This is a genomic window from Streptomyces noursei (assembly GCF_001646665.1).
GTDB classification, from domain to species: domain Bacteria; phylum Actinomycetota; class Actinomycetes; order Streptomycetales; family Streptomycetaceae; genus Streptomyces; species Streptomyces lavendulocolor.
On sequence record NZ_LWBU01000090.1, the window covers coordinates 145,420 to 159,431 of the forward strand.

Genomic DNA, 14,012 nt, shown 5'->3' on the forward strand with positions numbered 1-14,012 from the left:
CCCGGCGCCGGAGCGGCCGGGACCATGGGAAGGGGCGGTACGGATGGTCCCGTACCGCCCCTTCCCGCGTCCGCTACAGCACCTTCGACAGGAACGCCTTCGTCCGGTCGTGCTGCGGGTTGGTCAGGACGTCACGCGGGTGGCCGGACTCGACCACCACACCGCCGTCCATGAAGACCAGCGAGTCGCCGACCTCGCGTGCGAAGCCCATCTCGTGCGTGACGACGACCATCGTCATGCCGGACTCGGCCAGGTCGCGCATCACGTCCAGCACGTCGCCCACCAGCTCCGGGTCGAGCGCCGACGTCGGCTCGTCGAACAGCATCAGCTTCGGCTCCATGGCCAGCGCCCGGGCGATCGCCACCCGCTGCTGCTGGCCGCCGGAGAGCTGGGAGGGGAAGTTGCCGGACTTGTCGCCCAGCCCCACCCGGTCCAGCAGCTTCAGCGCCCGCTCGCGGGCCACCGCCTTGGACTCGCCCTTGACCTGGACCGGCGCCTCCATGACGTTCTCGACGGCCGTCATGTGCGGGAACAGGTTGAAGCGCTGGAAGACCATGCCGATGTCCCGGCGCTTGAGCGCGACCTCGCTGTCCTTCAGCTCGTACAGCTTGTCGCCCTTCTGGCGGTAGCCGACGAGCTCGCCGTCGACGTACAGCCGGCCGGCGTTGACCTTCTCCAAGTGGTTGATGCACCGCAGGAAGGTCGACTTGCCCGAACCGGACGGGCCGATGAGGCAGAACACCTCACCCGGCGCCACCTCCAGGTCGATGCCCTTGAGGATGTGGGCCGCGCCGTAGGACTTGTGCACGCCCTCGGCCTTCACCATGGCGGTCATCGCGCCACCTCCGGGCGTCGCAGGGTCGACAGATTGGCCTTGACCTTCTGCCACGGGGTCTTGGGGAGGTCGCGGAGCGAGCCGCGGGCGTAACGCCGCTCCAGGTAGTACTGGCCGACGCTGAAGACGCTCGTCAGGGCCAGGTACCAGAAGGAGGCGACGAACAGCATCTCCATCACCGCGTACGTGCGGCCGGAGATGATCTGCGCGCTGCGCAGCAGGTCCGGGTAGGAGACCACGGCCACCAGCGACGAGGTCTTCAGCAGGTTGATGAACTCGTTGCCGGTCGGCGGGATGATCACCCGCATGGCCTGCGGCAGCACCACCCGGCGCATGGTCTGCGCCTGGGTCATGCCGAGCGCGTGCGCGGCCTCCGTCTGGCCCTCGTCGACCGACTGGATGCCGGCGCGGACGATCTCCGCCATGTAGGCGCCCTCGTTGAGGCCCAGGCCGAGCAGCGCCACGACCAGCGGGGTCATGACGTCCGTCATCTCGTCCTTGTAGATGAACGGGATCTCGAAGACGGGGAAGATCAGCGCGAGGCTGTACCAGAGCAGCAGCTGGACGTAGACCGGGGTGCCCCGGAAGATCCAGATGAAGAGCCAGGAGACACCACCGGTGACCGGGTTCTTCGACATCCGCATCACGGCGAGGACGACGCCGAGCACGAGACCGATGATCATCGAGACGACGCTGATCATCAGCGTCCGGCCCATGCCGGCCAGGATGTTGCCGTCGGTGATGTAGTCGCCGACCGTGTTCCAGTTGACATTGCCGCCGGCGAAGGCGGAGACCAGCCAGACCAGGAAGGCCAGGACGAGCGCGCCGCTGACGTAGCGCCCGTAGTGGCGGACGGGTATCGCCCGGATCGGCTCGGCGGCGTCGCCGTCCTCCTTGGCGATCCGCGGCGTGCCGCCGGACCCGCCGGCGTCCCCGGCGGCGGGCTCCTTGGTGAGCGTCGCGGCCTTCGTGTCCTTCGCGTCCGCGGGCTCCGTCTGGGCGGGCTCCGCGGGCTTGGCGTCCTCGGGCTCCGTCTGGGCGGGCTCCGCGGGCTTGGCCTCCTCGGGCTCCACCGCGGCGGCGGGGGATTCGCGGACGGTCTCCACGGCGTCGGCCGCGGTGGCGGCCGTCGCGGTGGCCTCGACGGCGTCGGTCGCCTTGGCGGCGGTCGCCTCGGCGGCGTCATCGCCCGCGGCGGCGGGGGCCTCGGCCTGGGCGGCCGGGGCGGTCTGCGCGCCCTGGGCCGTCTCCACGGCGTCGGCGGCGGTGGCGGCCGTCGCGGTGGCCTCGGCGGCCTCGGTCGCCTTCGCCGCGGTCGCCTCGGCGGCGGTGGTGCGCTTGGCGGGGGCCTTCTTGGCCGGCGTCGCCTTGCGCGCCGTGGTGGTCTTCTTGGCGGCCGTCGTCTTGCGGGGGGTGGCCGCCTTCTTGGCGGCCGTCTTCCTCGGGGTCGAGGCCTTCTTCGCGGCGGCGGGCTTCGCCGCGCCGCTCCCGGAGTCCTCCGACGGTGTGCCGGAGGATCCCGGGTTGAGCTGTTCAGTCACGATGACTGCCTTTCACAGAGCGGGGGTGGATCACTTGCCGCCGTTGATGACGGCCTTCTCGATCGCGCTCTGCGAAGCGCCCCACTTGTCGAGGATCTTCTTGTACGTGCCGTCCGCGATGATCGCGTCCAGGGCTTCCTTGATCGCGTCACGCAGCTGGGTGTTGCCCTTGTCGACGGCGATGCCGAACGGGCCCGCGTCGACCGGCTCGCCGGCGACCTCGAACGCCTTGCCGGCGTCCGCGGTCTTCGCGACGTGCACGGCGACCGGGTAGTCGTTCAGGTCGGCGTCCGCGCCGCCCGCCTTCACTCGGACCTGGGCCTCGGCGTCCGTGTCCGGCGTCTCGATGGCGATCTTGGGCTTGCCGTCCTTCTCGCACTTCGCGGACTGCGCCTTGGCGGCGTCCGCGTACGTCGTGCCGAGCTGGACCGCGACCTTCTTGCCGCACAGGTCGTCGAGGGTCTTGATCCCCTTGGGGTTGCCCTTCTTGACCAGGATGGCCGTGCCGGACTGGAAGTAGTCGACGAAGTCGACGCCCTTGCCGGTCTTCTTGCCCTCGTCCAGGCCCTGCTGGCGGTCCTTGTTGTCCGTCATGCCGGACATCACGATGTCCACGCGGCCGGAGTAGAGGGACCCGACCAGACCGTCGAACTTGCCGTTCTCGAACGTGAAGGTCACGCCCAGCTTCTTGCCGAGCGCCTCACCGATCTCCGGGTCGATGCCGACGATCTTGTTGCCCTCCATGGACTCCATGGGGGCGTAAGCGGCATCCGTGCCGACCTTGATGACGCCGGACTTCTTGTACTTCTCGGGCAGCTTCGCGAAGAGCGGGGCCGAGCTGCCCTGGGAGACGGCGCCCGAGTCCTTCGCCTTGCCGGCCTCGGTCTGGTCACCGCAGGCGGTCATCAGCATGGAGCCGGCGACCGCGATCGCGGCGACCGCGGCTATCCGGGACGTCCGGGGCTTCGCGGCGGTCGTACAGCGGGTGGTGCTTGCGGTCATGGTCGGGTTCCTCCGGCGGGTGAGGGAGTTGCCAAAGCGGTCGCGCACGCACCATCGGGTGCTTCGACCGCGTGTGATTACGGCATCTTGCCATTCGGACTAGCCCAAACAGGGGGCCACGCATGTCAAAATCGGATAACGGGACACCCCCGAACCCCAACAGGCCGGTACATCAAGGCCGGACCTCTTACGGGGTTGCCTTCTTCCGGCCGGAAAATCTCCGGTTGATCTCGTCATACGGACGCGATAGCGGCCGCAAACCAGGCTGCGTACGGACTTGTCCAGAAATCCGGCTATGAGTCATGTCACCGGATTCGGGCTGTGGCCGCGGTCGAGGCTCATATGAGATACCGACTCGTCGACAGAGCGGTCCGTCCGGTAAGAAGGATCCTTACACCCCTCATCCGGGGCTCAGGGCGCGTGTGCGGCGCGCCCGACGCGTGCGTACCTCCCCTGCCCGGGCGGGCCAACCACCTGGCGCAGGCACGGACGCGGTGCCCGCCCACCCCTCCTCAACCAGGAGTGGCCACCCTCGAACGAAATGACTTAAGGGGTCAACAAATGGCAGCGGAGATCGTCAATCCTCGCAGCGACAGTGACAACAGCACCGAAGGTGCCGCCGACGAGCCCTTCGATCCGGCGTTCGCGCTGCATCGCGGCGGCAAGATGGCCGTGCAGGCCACCGTTCCGATCCGTGACAAGGACGACCTGTCCCTCGCGTACACGCCCGGCGTCGCCAAGGTGTGCAGCGCCATCGCCGAGCAGCCGGAGCTCGTGCACGACTACACCTGGAAGTCCCAGGTCGTCGCCGTCGTGACGGACGGTACGGCCGTGCTCGGACTCGGTGACATCGGCCCGGAGGCATCCCTCCCGGTCATGGAGGGGAAGGCGATCCTCTTCAAGCAGTTCGGCGGCGTGGACGCGGTGCCCATCGCGCTCGCCACGACCGACACCGACGAGATCGTCGACACCGTCGTCCGCCTCGCGCCGTCCTTCGGCGGCGTCAACCTGGAGGACATCTCGGCGCCCCGGTGCTTCGAGATCGAGCGCAAGCTCCAGGAGCGGCTCGACATCCCGGTCTTCCACGACGACCAGCACGGCACCGCCGTGGTCACCCTGGCCGCCCTCCGGAACGCCGCGAAGCTCACCGGGCGCGGCCTCGGCGACCTGCGCGCCGTGATCTCCGGCGCCGGCGCGGCCGGTGTGGCCATCGCGAAGTTCCTGCTGGAGGCCGGCCTCGGCGACGTGGCGGTCGCGGACCGCAAGGGCATCGTCAGCCGGGACCGCGAGGACCTCACGCCGGTGAAGCGCGAGCTCGCCGAGCTCACCAACCGCGCCGGGCTCTCCGGCTCGCTGGAGAGCGCGCTGGCCGGCGCGGACGTCTTCATCGGCGTCTCCGGCGGTACGGTGCCGGAGCCGGCGGTCGCGTCGATGGCGCCGGGCGCCTTCGTCTTCGCGATGGCCAACCCGAACCCGGAGGTCCACCCCGACGTCGCGCACAAGTACGCGGCCGTCGTGGCCACCGGCCGGTCGGACTACCCGAACCAGATCAACAACGTGCTCGCCTTCCCCGGCATCTTCGCCGGTGCCCTCCAGGTGCGGGCCTCCCGCATCACCGAGGGCATGAAGATCGCGGCCGCCAACGCCCTGGCGGACGTCGTCGGTGACCAGCTGGCCGCCGACTACGTGATCCCGTCGCCGTTCGACGAGCGGGTCGCCCCGGCGGTCACCGCCGCCGTCGCCGCCGCCGCCCGCGCGGAGGGCGTCGCCCGCCGCTGACACCCGGCCCGGCGCCCGGCACGAAGGGCCCCGTCCCGCCCCCTCGGGGAGCGGGACGGGGCCCTTCGCACGTCCGGCAGGCACGGCAGCCACGCCCCGGCACGGCAGGCATACCCGGAAGGCCCGGCACACCCGGCGCCTTGGACTTTCGGCAGGGGTCCTTGGACCGCCCGCCCCCCGTTCGCCCGCGCTCTTCCGGAGGTTCACCCACGGCTGCTGTGATGCGCGCGCCCCCACCACGGGGGCGACACCAGCAGTCAGGAGGCGCGTGTGAACCTGGTCGTCAACGGAGACGCCGAGAGCGGTCCCGGAGGTACCGCCGAACCCGTCGCCACGGTCACCGGCTGGCGGGTCGTCGAGGGCGCGCCCGCCCTCGTCGCGTACACCCTGGGCGGCGGTTACCCGACCGCCGGCGACCCGGGCCCCGCCCGGCGCGGGAGCCGGTTCTTCTCCGGCGGCACCTCGCCCCGCACCGCGCTGCTCCAGGACGTCGCCCTGCCCGCCACCGGGACCACCGGCCACGACGCGATCGACGCCGGCCGGGTCCGCTGCACGGTGGGCGCCTGGCTCGGCGGCTACGCCTCCCAGGAGGACGGCGCCCGGCTGTCGGTGGAGTTCCGCGACGGCCGGGGCACGCCGGTCGCGCTCAGCGTCCTGGGGCCGGTCACGGCCGCCGAGCGCAAGGGCCGCACCGGGCTGCTGGAGCGCACCGCCGGGCTGCTCGTGCCGCCCGGCGCCCGCACCGCGCGGGTCCTCCTCGTCCTGACCCGGACGGGCGGCGGCACGTCGAACGACGGCTACGCCGACGGCATCACGCTCACGCTCACCGGGACCACGGGGGTACGGACATGACGACGCTCGACCGACGCAACCTGCTCAAGGCCGCCGGCGCGGCCGGCGCGCTGAACCTCGTGTGGCCGCTCAGCGCCGGCCTCTCGCCCGCCCGCGCGCGTGAGGCCGCCGAGGCGCTCGGCGCGGAGTACGACCCGGCGCCCTTCACCCTCGGGGTCGCCTCCGGGGACCCGCAGCCGTCGAGCGTCGTGCTGTGGACGCGCCTCGCGCCCGAGCCGCTCGCCGCCGAGCAGCAGCTGCCCGAGGTCGTCGAGGTCGGGTGGGTGGTGGCCGAGGACCCGGCGCTGAGCCGGGTCGTGGCCCGGGGCACCGCGCCCGCCTCCGCGACGCTCGGCCACAGCGTCCACGTACCCGTGCACGGGCTGGGCGCGGGCCGGCACTACTGGTACGCCTTCACCGCGCTGGGGAGGACCAGCCGGACCGGCCGCACGAGGACCGCGCCGGTCGGCGGCGTCCCCCGGGTGCGCTTCGCCGCCGCGAACTGCCAGGCCTTCCACGACGGCTACTACGCCGCCCACCGGGGCATCGCCCGCGAGGACGTCGACTTCGTCGTGCACCTGGGCGACTACATCTACGAGCACGGCCCCGTCGGCGGCGACCACGTGCGCGACCACGAGGGCCCCGCCGTCCTCACCCTCGCCGACTACCGCCGCCGCCACGCCCTCTACAAGGGCGACGCCTCCCTGCGCGAGGCGCACGCCGCGCACCCCTGGTTCCTCACCTGGGACGACCACGAGGTCGCCAACGACTACAGCGGTACGGGCGGCGGGGCACCGTTCCTCCAGCGGCGCGCGGCGGCGTACCAGGCCTGGTACGAGAACATGCCGCACCGGGACGCCTCCGCCACCTCCGCGCTGCCCGACCCGGAGATCCACCGCGTCCGCCGCTGGGGCGACCTGCTGGAGCTGACCGTCCTCGACCTGCGCTCGTACCGCTCCGCGCAGAACCTGCCGAACGGCACCATCCTGGGCGCCGGCCAGAAGTCCTGGCTCAAGACCACCATCGACCGGGCGCCCGACTCCTGGCACGTGTGGGCCAACTCGATCATGCTCAGCCAGCTGCGCGGCCGGCCTGGCGGGTCGTACATGTTCACCGACCAGTGGGACGGCTTCCTCGCCGAGCGCAAGGAGGTCCTGAACCACGTGCACACCAGCGGCCTGGAGGACCTGGTCGTCATCACCGGCGACTGGCACTCCGCCTTCGTCGACGACATCCGCACCGACTTCGACGACCCCTCCTCGCCGCTCGTCGGTACGGAGTTCACCGCCCACTCGATCACCTCGGGCGCGTACTCCGCCGACTGGAACGCCACCAACGGCCCCCTCATGGGCAGGGCCAACCCGCACCTGAAGTACTTCGAGGGCAACCGGTACGGCTACGACGTGTACGAGGTCACGCCGGAGCGGTTCAGCACCCACATGCGGGTGATCGCCGACCGCCGCGACCCCGCCTCGCCGGTCACCACGCTCACCACCTTCCACGTGGACCGGGGCAGGGCCGGCTCGTACGAGGACCCGGCGACGAGGAGCAGCCCCGCGCAGTGGCGCCGGGACTGACCCCCGGCCGGCCCGGGTCTGACGTACGTCACACCGGTGCGCGGTACCGCCGCGCACCGGTCCGTCCTATGGTCAAGGTCATGTTCGCTGCCTACGCCGCCCGAATCGACCGCGACCAGCCCCTGAACGGCCTGGAGCTGGGCGAACGCCCCGCTCCCGAGGTGCGCCCCGGCTGGACCACCGTCACCGTCAAGGCCGCCTCCCTCAACCACCACGACCTGTGGTCGCTGCGGGGCGTCGGGCTGGGCGAGGACAAGCTGCCGATGATCCTCGGCTGTGACGCCGCCGGCCTCGACGAGGACGGCAACGAGGTCGTCGTCCATTCCGTCATCGGGCAGAGCGGCCACGGCGTCGGGCCGAAGGAGCCGCGCTCCATCCTGACCGAGCGCTACCAGGGCACGTTCGCCGAGAAGGTCGCCGTGCCCGCCTGGAACGTGCTGCCCAAGCCGAAGGAGCTGTCGTTCGAGGAGGCCGCGTGCCTGCCGACCGCGTGGCTCACCGCGTACCGCATGCTCTTCACCAACGCGGGCGTGCGCCCCGGCGACTCGGTCCTGGTGCAGGGCGCGGGCGGCGGTGTCGCCACGGCCGCGATCGTCCTCGGCAAGGCGGCCGGGCTGCGGGTCTTCGCCACCAGCCGCGACGAGGCCAAGCGCAAGCGGGCGATCGAGCTGGGGGCGCTGGAGGCGTACGAGCCGGGCGCCCGGCTGCCGCAGCGCGTGGACGCGGTGATCGAGACCGTCGGCGCGGCCACCTGGTCGCACTCGGTCAAGTCGCTCCGCCCGGGCGGCACACTGGTGATCTCCGGCGCGACGAGCGGCGACCGGCCCTCGCACGCCGAGCTGACCCGCATCTTCTTCCTGGAGCTCAAGGTCGTCGGCTCGACGATGGGCTCGAAGGACGAGCTGGAGGACCTGCTCGCGTTCTGCGCGACGACGGGCGTGCGGCCGGTCATCGACGAGGTGCTGCCGCTGGACCGGGCCCGGGAGGGGTTCGAAAAGATGGCGTCCGGCGACCTCTTCGGCAAGATTGTCCTCAACCCCTCTTGATGGACCGTCAGTTCCGCTGATGGGATCTCCGGCACCGTCGACCGTGCCGGAGGTCCCGTCATGCGCACCCTCGCACTCGTCCTCTCCGCCGCCCTACTGGCCCTCGCTCCGCCCGCCTCGCCCGCCCCACCCCCCGCCCCGGCGGCGGCGGCCGCCGCCGTCGAAGCCGAACCCGGCATCCCCCGCCTGACCGACGACCGGGGCCGCGTCCTGACGCTGCGCGGGTGGAACGTCGAGGACAAGGTCCACCGCGGTGAGGCGGCCCTCTCCGCCATCACCGAGAAGCACTTCCGCGACATGCGGGCCCGCGGCTTCAACTTCGCCCGGCTGCTGGTCTTCTGGGACGACCTGGAGCCCGAGCGCGGCCGGTACAGCGAGGCGTACCTCCGTAAGGTCGAGCGCGTCCTGGACTGGGCCGAACGGCACGGCGTCCACGTCCTGATCGACGCCCACCAGGACGTCTTCGGTCCCGCCTTCGGTCACCGCGGCATCCCGGAGTGGGCCACCCGCACCGACGGCCTGCCGTTCACCCCGCACCCGGACGACTGGTTCGCCGAGTACTTCGAACCGGCCGTGCAGCGGGCCTTCACGCATCTGTACGAGGACGCGGACCTGGCGGCCGCACAGGCCCGGATGTGGCGGGTCCTCGCCGACCGGTTCGCGCACCACCCGGCGGTGCTCGGCTACGACCTGATCAACGAACCGATGGGCGAGCTGCGCGAGGGCGAGGACCTGCCGGCCGCCGCCCGCCGGATCGAGCGCGACCACCTCACACCGCTGTACAACCGCCTCGCGGACGCGATCCGCACGGTCGACGACGACAACTGGATCTTCGTCGAACCGACCCCGATCGTCGGGGAGGGCGTCCCCACGGGCCTGGGCCGGATCGACGACCCGAAGGTGGTCTATGCCCCGCACTTCTACAACACCGCGATGGAGGCGGGCGCCGACTACGACCCGTCGGCGGGCTGGATCGAGGCGTACGAGGCGGCCGTGACGGCCTATCCCGAGGAGTACGGCGTACCGGTCGTGGTGGGGGAGTGGGGCCCGCTGAACAACGCCCTGCCGAACATGGGCCGTTTCTACCGCGAGGCACTGGTCTCCCTGAACCGCTACAGCTCCGGCTGGGCGGGCTATGTGTGGTGTTACGGCGGCGGCTACTGCGCGGTGGACGGCTCGGGCGCCTGGCGCGCCAACAAGGAGCAGACGGCCGCGCCCTACGCGGAGGCGGTCGCGGGCCGGGTGATCGCGCAGGACCCGGCGCGGCTCTCCTACGTCGCCGGGCGCGGTGGCGCCACGGTGCTGTCCCTGCCGCCGGCCGCCACCGGCTGGCGCGTCACGGTCGACGGGCGGGCCAGGCCCCGGACGGCGGCGGTGCCCCCGGGCCGGGTGGGCCGCGTGGAGGTCCGGGCGGTGCCGGGCGCGACGGTCACGGTGTCGGTGTCGCCGGGGGCGGCCGAGGGCCGGAAGGGTGTCAATCAGGGTTGACGCCAAGGGGGTGTCAACGTAAGTTGACACCATGACCGAAGCGACCGATCTGGCCGCACGTGCGGGCGACCGCGACCCCCGGGTGGGGCTGCGGGCCGTCGCCGCGCTGCGGCGGCTGCTGGAGCAGCTGGAAGCCGTACAAGTCCGCAGTGCCAGGGCGCAGGGCTGGTCCTGGCAGGAGATCGCCGCCGAGCTGGGCGTCAGCCGGCAGGCCGTGCACAAGAAGTACGGGAGGCGTTGATGTTCGAGCGATTCACCGAGGCGGCCCGGAGCGTCGTCAAGGGGGCCGTCACCCACGCGGAACGGACCGACGCCGACTCCGTCACCGAGGAACACCTGCTGCTGGCCCTGCTGGACCTCCGGGGCACCCGGTCGGCGGCCGCCTTCGACGCCCTCGGAGTCTCCGCCCGGCGCACCTCCGTGGAGTCCGCCCTCGCGGACGCCCGGCGGCGCGGCGGCCTGACCCGGGCGGACACGGAGGCGCTGGCCGGCCTCGGCATCGACGTGACGGAGATCGTCTCCCGGGTCGCGGCGGCCCACGGCGCGGGCGCGCTGTCCGGCGGCCGGAAACCGAAACGCCGCTGGTCCAGCCACCGCCCCTTCACCCGCCCGGCGAAGGACACGCTGGAACAGTCCCTCCGGGTCGCCCTGGGCCGGGGAGACCGTCACATCAGCGACGAGCATCTGCTCCTGGCCCTCGCGGCCCGCCCGGGCGTCGTCGCGGACGTGCTCGCCGACCACGGGGCGACGTACACGGCACTGGAGCGAGCCGTCGCCGGCGGCCCCTCCGGCGACGCCAAGGCGAGCTGACCGGCGGTTCCCGGCCCGGCGGGCGGCCGCGCGCCGGAGGGCGCCGCCCCCGGCGGGCGGACCGTCCGCCGCGTACGCCGCGCGCCGGAGGGCGCCGCCCGTCTCCGAAGGACTGGCGGCGTCCCCGTCGTCGGGCGGTGCCGTGCCGCCGCCCCCGCCGGCGGGTCGGTCAGTCGCGCGGGCCCTTCAGCAGTGCGGTGATGTGGGCCGCCGCCGTGGACAGGTGGCGGCGGGCCTCGGCGAGCTGGGGGGCCGTCACGCCGTGGTCCCGGGCGGCGTCGCGGACGTCGTCCCGGAAGCGGTCCAGCAGGCGCTCCAGGTCCCGGGCCGGATCGGCGGACGCGGTGTCGTCCGCGGCCCACTCCGGGGTGTCGGCCGGGCCGGGCTTCGCGTACGGCGGCCAGGGCGAGGTCCCGGCCGTGCCGCCCAGCAGTCCGCCGAGCCGGCCGGCCAGGTCGGCCAGGCCGTCGCCCCGCAGCACGTGGTCCTGGACCTGCTGGGCGATGCGGAGCACCTCCTGACGGGCCTTGTCCTGGGCCTCCTTGGCCTGGCGCCGGGCCGACTGCGCGTCCTCCCGGGCGCGCCGCGACTCGTCCCTGGCCCGCCGCGCCTGGTCCTTCCACTCCTGCTTGGCCCGGCGCCACGCCGCCCACTCGTCGCCCTCGGGCGGCGGCGTACGGGACTCGCCCGCCGCGGCCCGCATCTCGCGGCGCAGGGTGCCGGCGGCGCCGCGCACGTCGTCGCGGATCTCGGCGGCGAGTTCGGAGACCGAGTCGCGGATCTCCAGCTCCAGGTCGGCCAGTTCGCCGCTGCGGTCGGCCAGCTCCGCGCGGCCGGCGTCGGTGATCGAGTACACCTTGCGCCCGCCCTCCGTGGCGTGCGTGACCAAGCCCTCGGCCTCCAGCTTGGCCAGGCGCGGGTAGACGGTGCCGGCGGAGGGGGCGTACAGGCCGTGGAAGCGCTCCTCCAGCAGCCGGATCACCTCGTAGCCGTGGCGGGGCGCCTCGTCGAGGAGCTTGAGGAGGTACAGGCGCAGGCGGCCGTGGGCGAAGACGGGGGACATGTCAGAGCACCTTTCCGGTGGGGCCGGCGGGGGCATCCTCCGGTCGCCGGAGCAGGGCGATGGAGCCGGAGACCGTGGTGGCCTTCAGCGTCCCCCTGCCCTCGCCGAGCGTGCCGGTGATCTTCTTGGCGCCCCACTGGCCGGTGACCCGCAGGTCGTCGAAGGCGTTGGAGACGGCACCGCCGAGGGTGTTGGCCTCGACCTGCGCGTTCGCCGGGTGCGGCAGCCGGATGGCGACCTCCCCGGAGACGGTGGTGAGCCGGATGTCGGCGGGCCGTTCGGCGGGGTCCAGGTCGACGACCATGTCGCCGCTGACCGACTCGGCGCGCACCGAGGTGCCGGACCCGTCGACGACAGTGAGGTCGCCCGACACGGACTTGAAGCGCAGGTCCCCGGTGACGGCCTGGGCCTCCACGTCGCCCGAGACGGTGTCGGCGTGGACCTCGCCGGACAGGCCGACGAGCGTGGTGTCGCCGGTGACGCCGCGTACGTCCGTACGCCCCCGGATGCCGGAAACCACGGCCCCGGCGCCGATCACGCCCACCTCCACGCGGGCGCCCGCCGGGACGGCGAGCGAGACGACCGCGCTGCGGTGGCGGTTCTTGGGGTCGAGCCAGGAGAGGAACCCGTGCCAGGGCAGGTCCTCGTACCCGATCGTCAGCGTGGAGCCCTCGTAGGTGACGACCAGGGGTGGGCCCTCGACCTCGGAGACCTCCAGCCGGGCCGGGCCCTCGTCGGTGCCGACGACGTTCACGGTCCCGTTGACGACGCGCACGTTCAGCGCCGTCACGGGTTCGTCGTCGAGGGTCAGTTTCGTCGGCTCGGTGACGGACCACTCCGGCATGGGGCCTCCTCGGGACAGGACGCGATACGCAACATATCGCGTCTCCGGTGAGGACACGATATATCGCGGTTGGGGGAAGTCAAGTGCGCCGAAAGCGGGCAAATTGCCCTAGCGTAAGGCGCATGAACGCGACTTCCCCAGGCGCGCTGCTGCTCTGCCGGGCCGATGCGGCCGCCGTACGGCCCCCGGCCCTGCTGCTGCGCGAACGGCTGCTCCTCACCCCGGCGGGGCCCGACTGGACCCTGCTCGTCCCCGAGGGCGCCCCCTGGCGCGACGGCGGCGAACCGGTCGACCGGGTCGTCGCGGGCTGGGCCGGCGCCCTGGCCATCGGCGTGTCCTGGCCGGTGGTCGCCCTGTGGTGGGACGCGGACCGCGCCGGCTGCGTGCTCGCGACCGGATTCCGCCGCCCCGTCGGCTACACCTGGCTCGCGGACGGCACTCCCGCCGGCGAGGACGAGGCCATGTACACCTTCGCGGCCCGCCTCGGGCTCGACCCGGTCCTGGACGCCCGCGACCTCGAACCCCTCATCCGCCCCGACCGGGACGCCGACGCCCCAGCCCGCCTGGTGGGCCTGACGGCCGTCCTCGCCCGGCACGGCCTCACCCTGCCACCGGGCATCGCGCCCGGCGAACCGGCCACCCGCCTGTGGGCGACCGCCGAGGTCGAGGGCGCGGAGCCGATCGCGTGGCAGGGCTGGCTCGATGCCGTACGCACCGAGCTGGACGCCGTCGAGGAGGGCCCCCTCGGCCCCTGGCTGCTCGGCCCACGGGCCCGCGCGCTCGCCACCGCCCAACTGGCGGCCGGGGTCCCCCTGCTCGTCTGGGCGATCGGCCGGCGCAGCCCGGGCTGGGCGACGGCCGCGGCACTGCTGATCACCCGCGGCGCACTGGGCCTCGCCTACGACCGCCTGCGCACCCCGGCCGCCGCAGCCCCCGTGACCGCCCCCGCCACCATGAGCGGCCCGGCCGGCCGCGGTGGCCGCTGACTACTCGTCGTCGTCCTCGTCGTCGAGCCGCGCCAGCCAGGTGGCCAGGCGCTCGACGGGCACCTCGAAGTCGGGGTTGAGATCGACGAACGTACGCAGCTGCTCGGCGAGCCACTCGAAGGTGACCTCCTCCTCGCCGCGCCGCTTCTCCAGCTCCTCGATGCCACGGTCGGTGAAGTACAAGACGTGCTCCTGATGCCTGCTCGATGT

At 72.8% G+C, this 14,012-nt stretch carries 14 protein-coding genes; 8 read left to right on the forward strand and 6 right to left on the reverse strand.

The features are described from left to right. Positions 1-73: 73 nt before the first annotated feature. The 3 genes from A4V12_RS08085 to A4V12_RS08095 all read right to left on the reverse strand — a co-directional run bounded on the left by A4V12_RS08085 (position 74) and on the right by A4V12_RS08095 (position 3,378). Complete coding sequence (locus A4V12_RS08085) at positions 74-835, reverse strand: amino acid ABC transporter ATP-binding protein (protein ID WP_064068541.1); 762 nt, start codon at positions 833-835, stop codon at positions 74-76. Beyond that, positions 832-1,737, reverse strand: coding sequence for an amino acid ABC transporter permease (locus A4V12_RS08090; RefSeq protein WP_064068604.1), 906 nt, complete (start codon positions 1,735-1,737; stop codon positions 832-834). Before A4V12_RS08090 ends, A4V12_RS08085 begins: the two co-directional genes overlap by 4 nt. A gap of 669 nt (positions 1,738-2,406) precedes the next feature. Next, positions 2,407-3,378 (reverse strand): ABC transporter substrate-binding protein, encoded by a 972-nt coding sequence (locus tag A4V12_RS08095; protein WP_064068542.1) that lies wholly within the window; start codon positions 3,376-3,378, stop codon positions 2,407-2,409. A 561-nt stretch (positions 3,379-3,939) separates the two neighbouring features. On the opposite strand from A4V12_RS08095, the gene A4V12_RS08100 reads away from it, so the two are divergent. The 7 genes from A4V12_RS08100 to A4V12_RS08130 all read left to right on the forward strand — a co-directional run bounded on the left by A4V12_RS08100 (position 3,940) and on the right by A4V12_RS08130 (position 10,909). After that, positions 3,940-5,157 carry an NAD(P)-dependent malic enzyme gene (locus A4V12_RS08100; RefSeq protein WP_064068543.1) on the forward strand — a complete coding sequence of 406 codons (1,218 nt, stop codon included), beginning with the start codon at positions 3,940-3,942 and terminating at the stop codon, positions 5,155-5,157. 270 nt (positions 5,158-5,427) lie between these two features. Further along, positions 5,428-6,009 (forward strand): hypothetical protein, encoded by a 582-nt coding sequence (locus A4V12_RS08105; protein ID WP_064068544.1) that lies wholly within the window; start codon positions 5,428-5,430, stop codon positions 6,007-6,009. After that, positions 6,006-7,565: an alkaline phosphatase D family protein gene (locus tag A4V12_RS08110; protein WP_064068545.1), complete on the forward strand. Its 1,560-nt coding sequence runs from the start codon at positions 6,006-6,008 to the stop codon at positions 7,563-7,565. The genes A4V12_RS08105 and A4V12_RS08110 overlap by 4 nt, the downstream gene beginning before the upstream one ends. Before the next feature lie 80 nt (positions 7,566-7,645). Further along, positions 7,646-8,611 carry a zinc-binding dehydrogenase gene (locus A4V12_RS08115; protein WP_064068605.1) on the forward strand — a complete coding sequence of 322 codons (966 nt, stop codon included), beginning with the start codon at positions 7,646-7,648 and terminating at the stop codon, positions 8,609-8,611. Positions 8,612-8,671: 60 nt separating this feature from the next. Further along, positions 8,672-10,099: a glycoside hydrolase family 5 protein gene (locus A4V12_RS08120; RefSeq protein WP_064068546.1), complete on the forward strand. Its 1,428-nt coding sequence runs from the start codon at positions 8,672-8,674 to the stop codon at positions 10,097-10,099. A 31-nt stretch (positions 10,100-10,130) separates the two neighbouring features. Next, positions 10,131-10,340 carry a helix-turn-helix domain-containing protein gene (locus A4V12_RS08125; protein WP_064068547.1) on the forward strand — a complete coding sequence of 70 codons (210 nt, stop codon included), beginning with the start codon at positions 10,131-10,133 and terminating at the stop codon, positions 10,338-10,340. Then, positions 10,340-10,909 (forward strand): Clp protease N-terminal domain-containing protein, encoded by a 570-nt coding sequence (locus tag A4V12_RS08130; protein ID WP_064068548.1) that lies wholly within the window; start codon positions 10,340-10,342, stop codon positions 10,907-10,909. The genes A4V12_RS08125 and A4V12_RS08130 overlap by 1 nt, the downstream gene beginning before the upstream one ends. 169 nt (positions 10,910-11,078) lie before the next feature. Here the strand turns inward: A4V12_RS08130 and A4V12_RS08135 are convergent, their stop codons facing one another. Both A4V12_RS08135 and A4V12_RS08140 read right to left on the reverse strand, forming a co-directional pair. Beyond that, a complete protein-coding gene (locus A4V12_RS08135; protein WP_064068549.1) occupies positions 11,079-11,972 on the reverse strand; it encodes a PadR family transcriptional regulator in 894 nt (297 codons plus the stop codon). 1 nt (position 11,973) lies between these two features. Continuing rightward, positions 11,974-12,816, reverse strand: a complete 843-nt coding sequence (locus A4V12_RS08140; RefSeq protein WP_064068550.1) for a DUF4097 family beta strand repeat-containing protein — start codon at positions 12,814-12,816, stop codon at positions 11,974-11,976. A 122-nt stretch (positions 12,817-12,938) separates the two neighbouring features. Between A4V12_RS08140 and A4V12_RS08145 the strand changes: the two genes are divergently transcribed. Then, positions 12,939-13,802: a hypothetical protein gene (locus A4V12_RS08145; protein WP_064068551.1), complete on the forward strand. Its 864-nt coding sequence runs from the start codon at positions 12,939-12,941 to the stop codon at positions 13,800-13,802. On the opposite strand, the gene A4V12_RS08150 is transcribed toward A4V12_RS08145, so the two are convergent. Continuing rightward, the gene (locus A4V12_RS08150) at positions 13,803-13,985 is read right to left on the reverse strand and encodes a DUF6104 family protein (protein ID WP_019075209.1); all 183 of its coding nucleotides are present in this window, start codon (positions 13,983-13,985) and stop codon (positions 13,803-13,805) included. It abuts the gene before it with no gap. Positions 13,986-14,012: the final 27 nt, after the last annotated feature.

Bases quoted from the DNA above. Each gene is read 5' to 3' on its own strand.
- A4V12_RS08085 (WP_064068541.1), bottom strand. From the start codon at position 835: ATGACCGCCATGGTGAAGGCCGAGGGCGTGCACAAGTCCTACGGCGCG.
- A4V12_RS08095 (WP_064068542.1), bottom strand. From the start codon at position 3,378: ATGACCGCAAGCACCACCCGCTGTACGACCGCCGCGAAGCCCCGGACG.
- A4V12_RS08100 (WP_064068543.1), top strand. From the start codon at position 3,940: ATGGCAGCGGAGATCGTCAATCCTCGCAGCGACAGTGACAACAGCACC.
- A4V12_RS08110 (WP_064068545.1), top strand. From the start codon at position 6,006: ATGACGACGCTCGACCGACGCAACCTGCTCAAGGCCGCCGGCGCGGCC.
- A4V12_RS08115 (WP_064068605.1), top strand. From the start codon at position 7,646: ATGTTCGCTGCCTACGCCGCCCGAATCGACCGCGACCAGCCCCTGAAC.
- A4V12_RS08120 (WP_064068546.1), top strand. From the start codon at position 8,672: ATGCGCACCCTCGCACTCGTCCTCTCCGCCGCCCTACTGGCCCTCGCT.
- A4V12_RS08125 (WP_064068547.1), top strand. From the start codon at position 10,131: ATGACCGAAGCGACCGATCTGGCCGCACGTGCGGGCGACCGCGACCCC.
- A4V12_RS08130 (WP_064068548.1), top strand. From the start codon at position 10,340: ATGTTCGAGCGATTCACCGAGGCGGCCCGGAGCGTCGTCAAGGGGGCC.
- A4V12_RS08135 (WP_064068549.1), bottom strand. From the start codon at position 11,972: ATGTCCCCCGTCTTCGCCCACGGCCGCCTGCGCCTGTACCTCCTCAAG.
- A4V12_RS08140 (WP_064068550.1), bottom strand. From the start codon at position 12,816: ATGCCGGAGTGGTCCGTCACCGAGCCGACGAAACTGACCCTCGACGAC.
- A4V12_RS08145 (WP_064068551.1), top strand. From the start codon at position 12,939: ATGAACGCGACTTCCCCAGGCGCGCTGCTGCTCTGCCGGGCCGATGCG.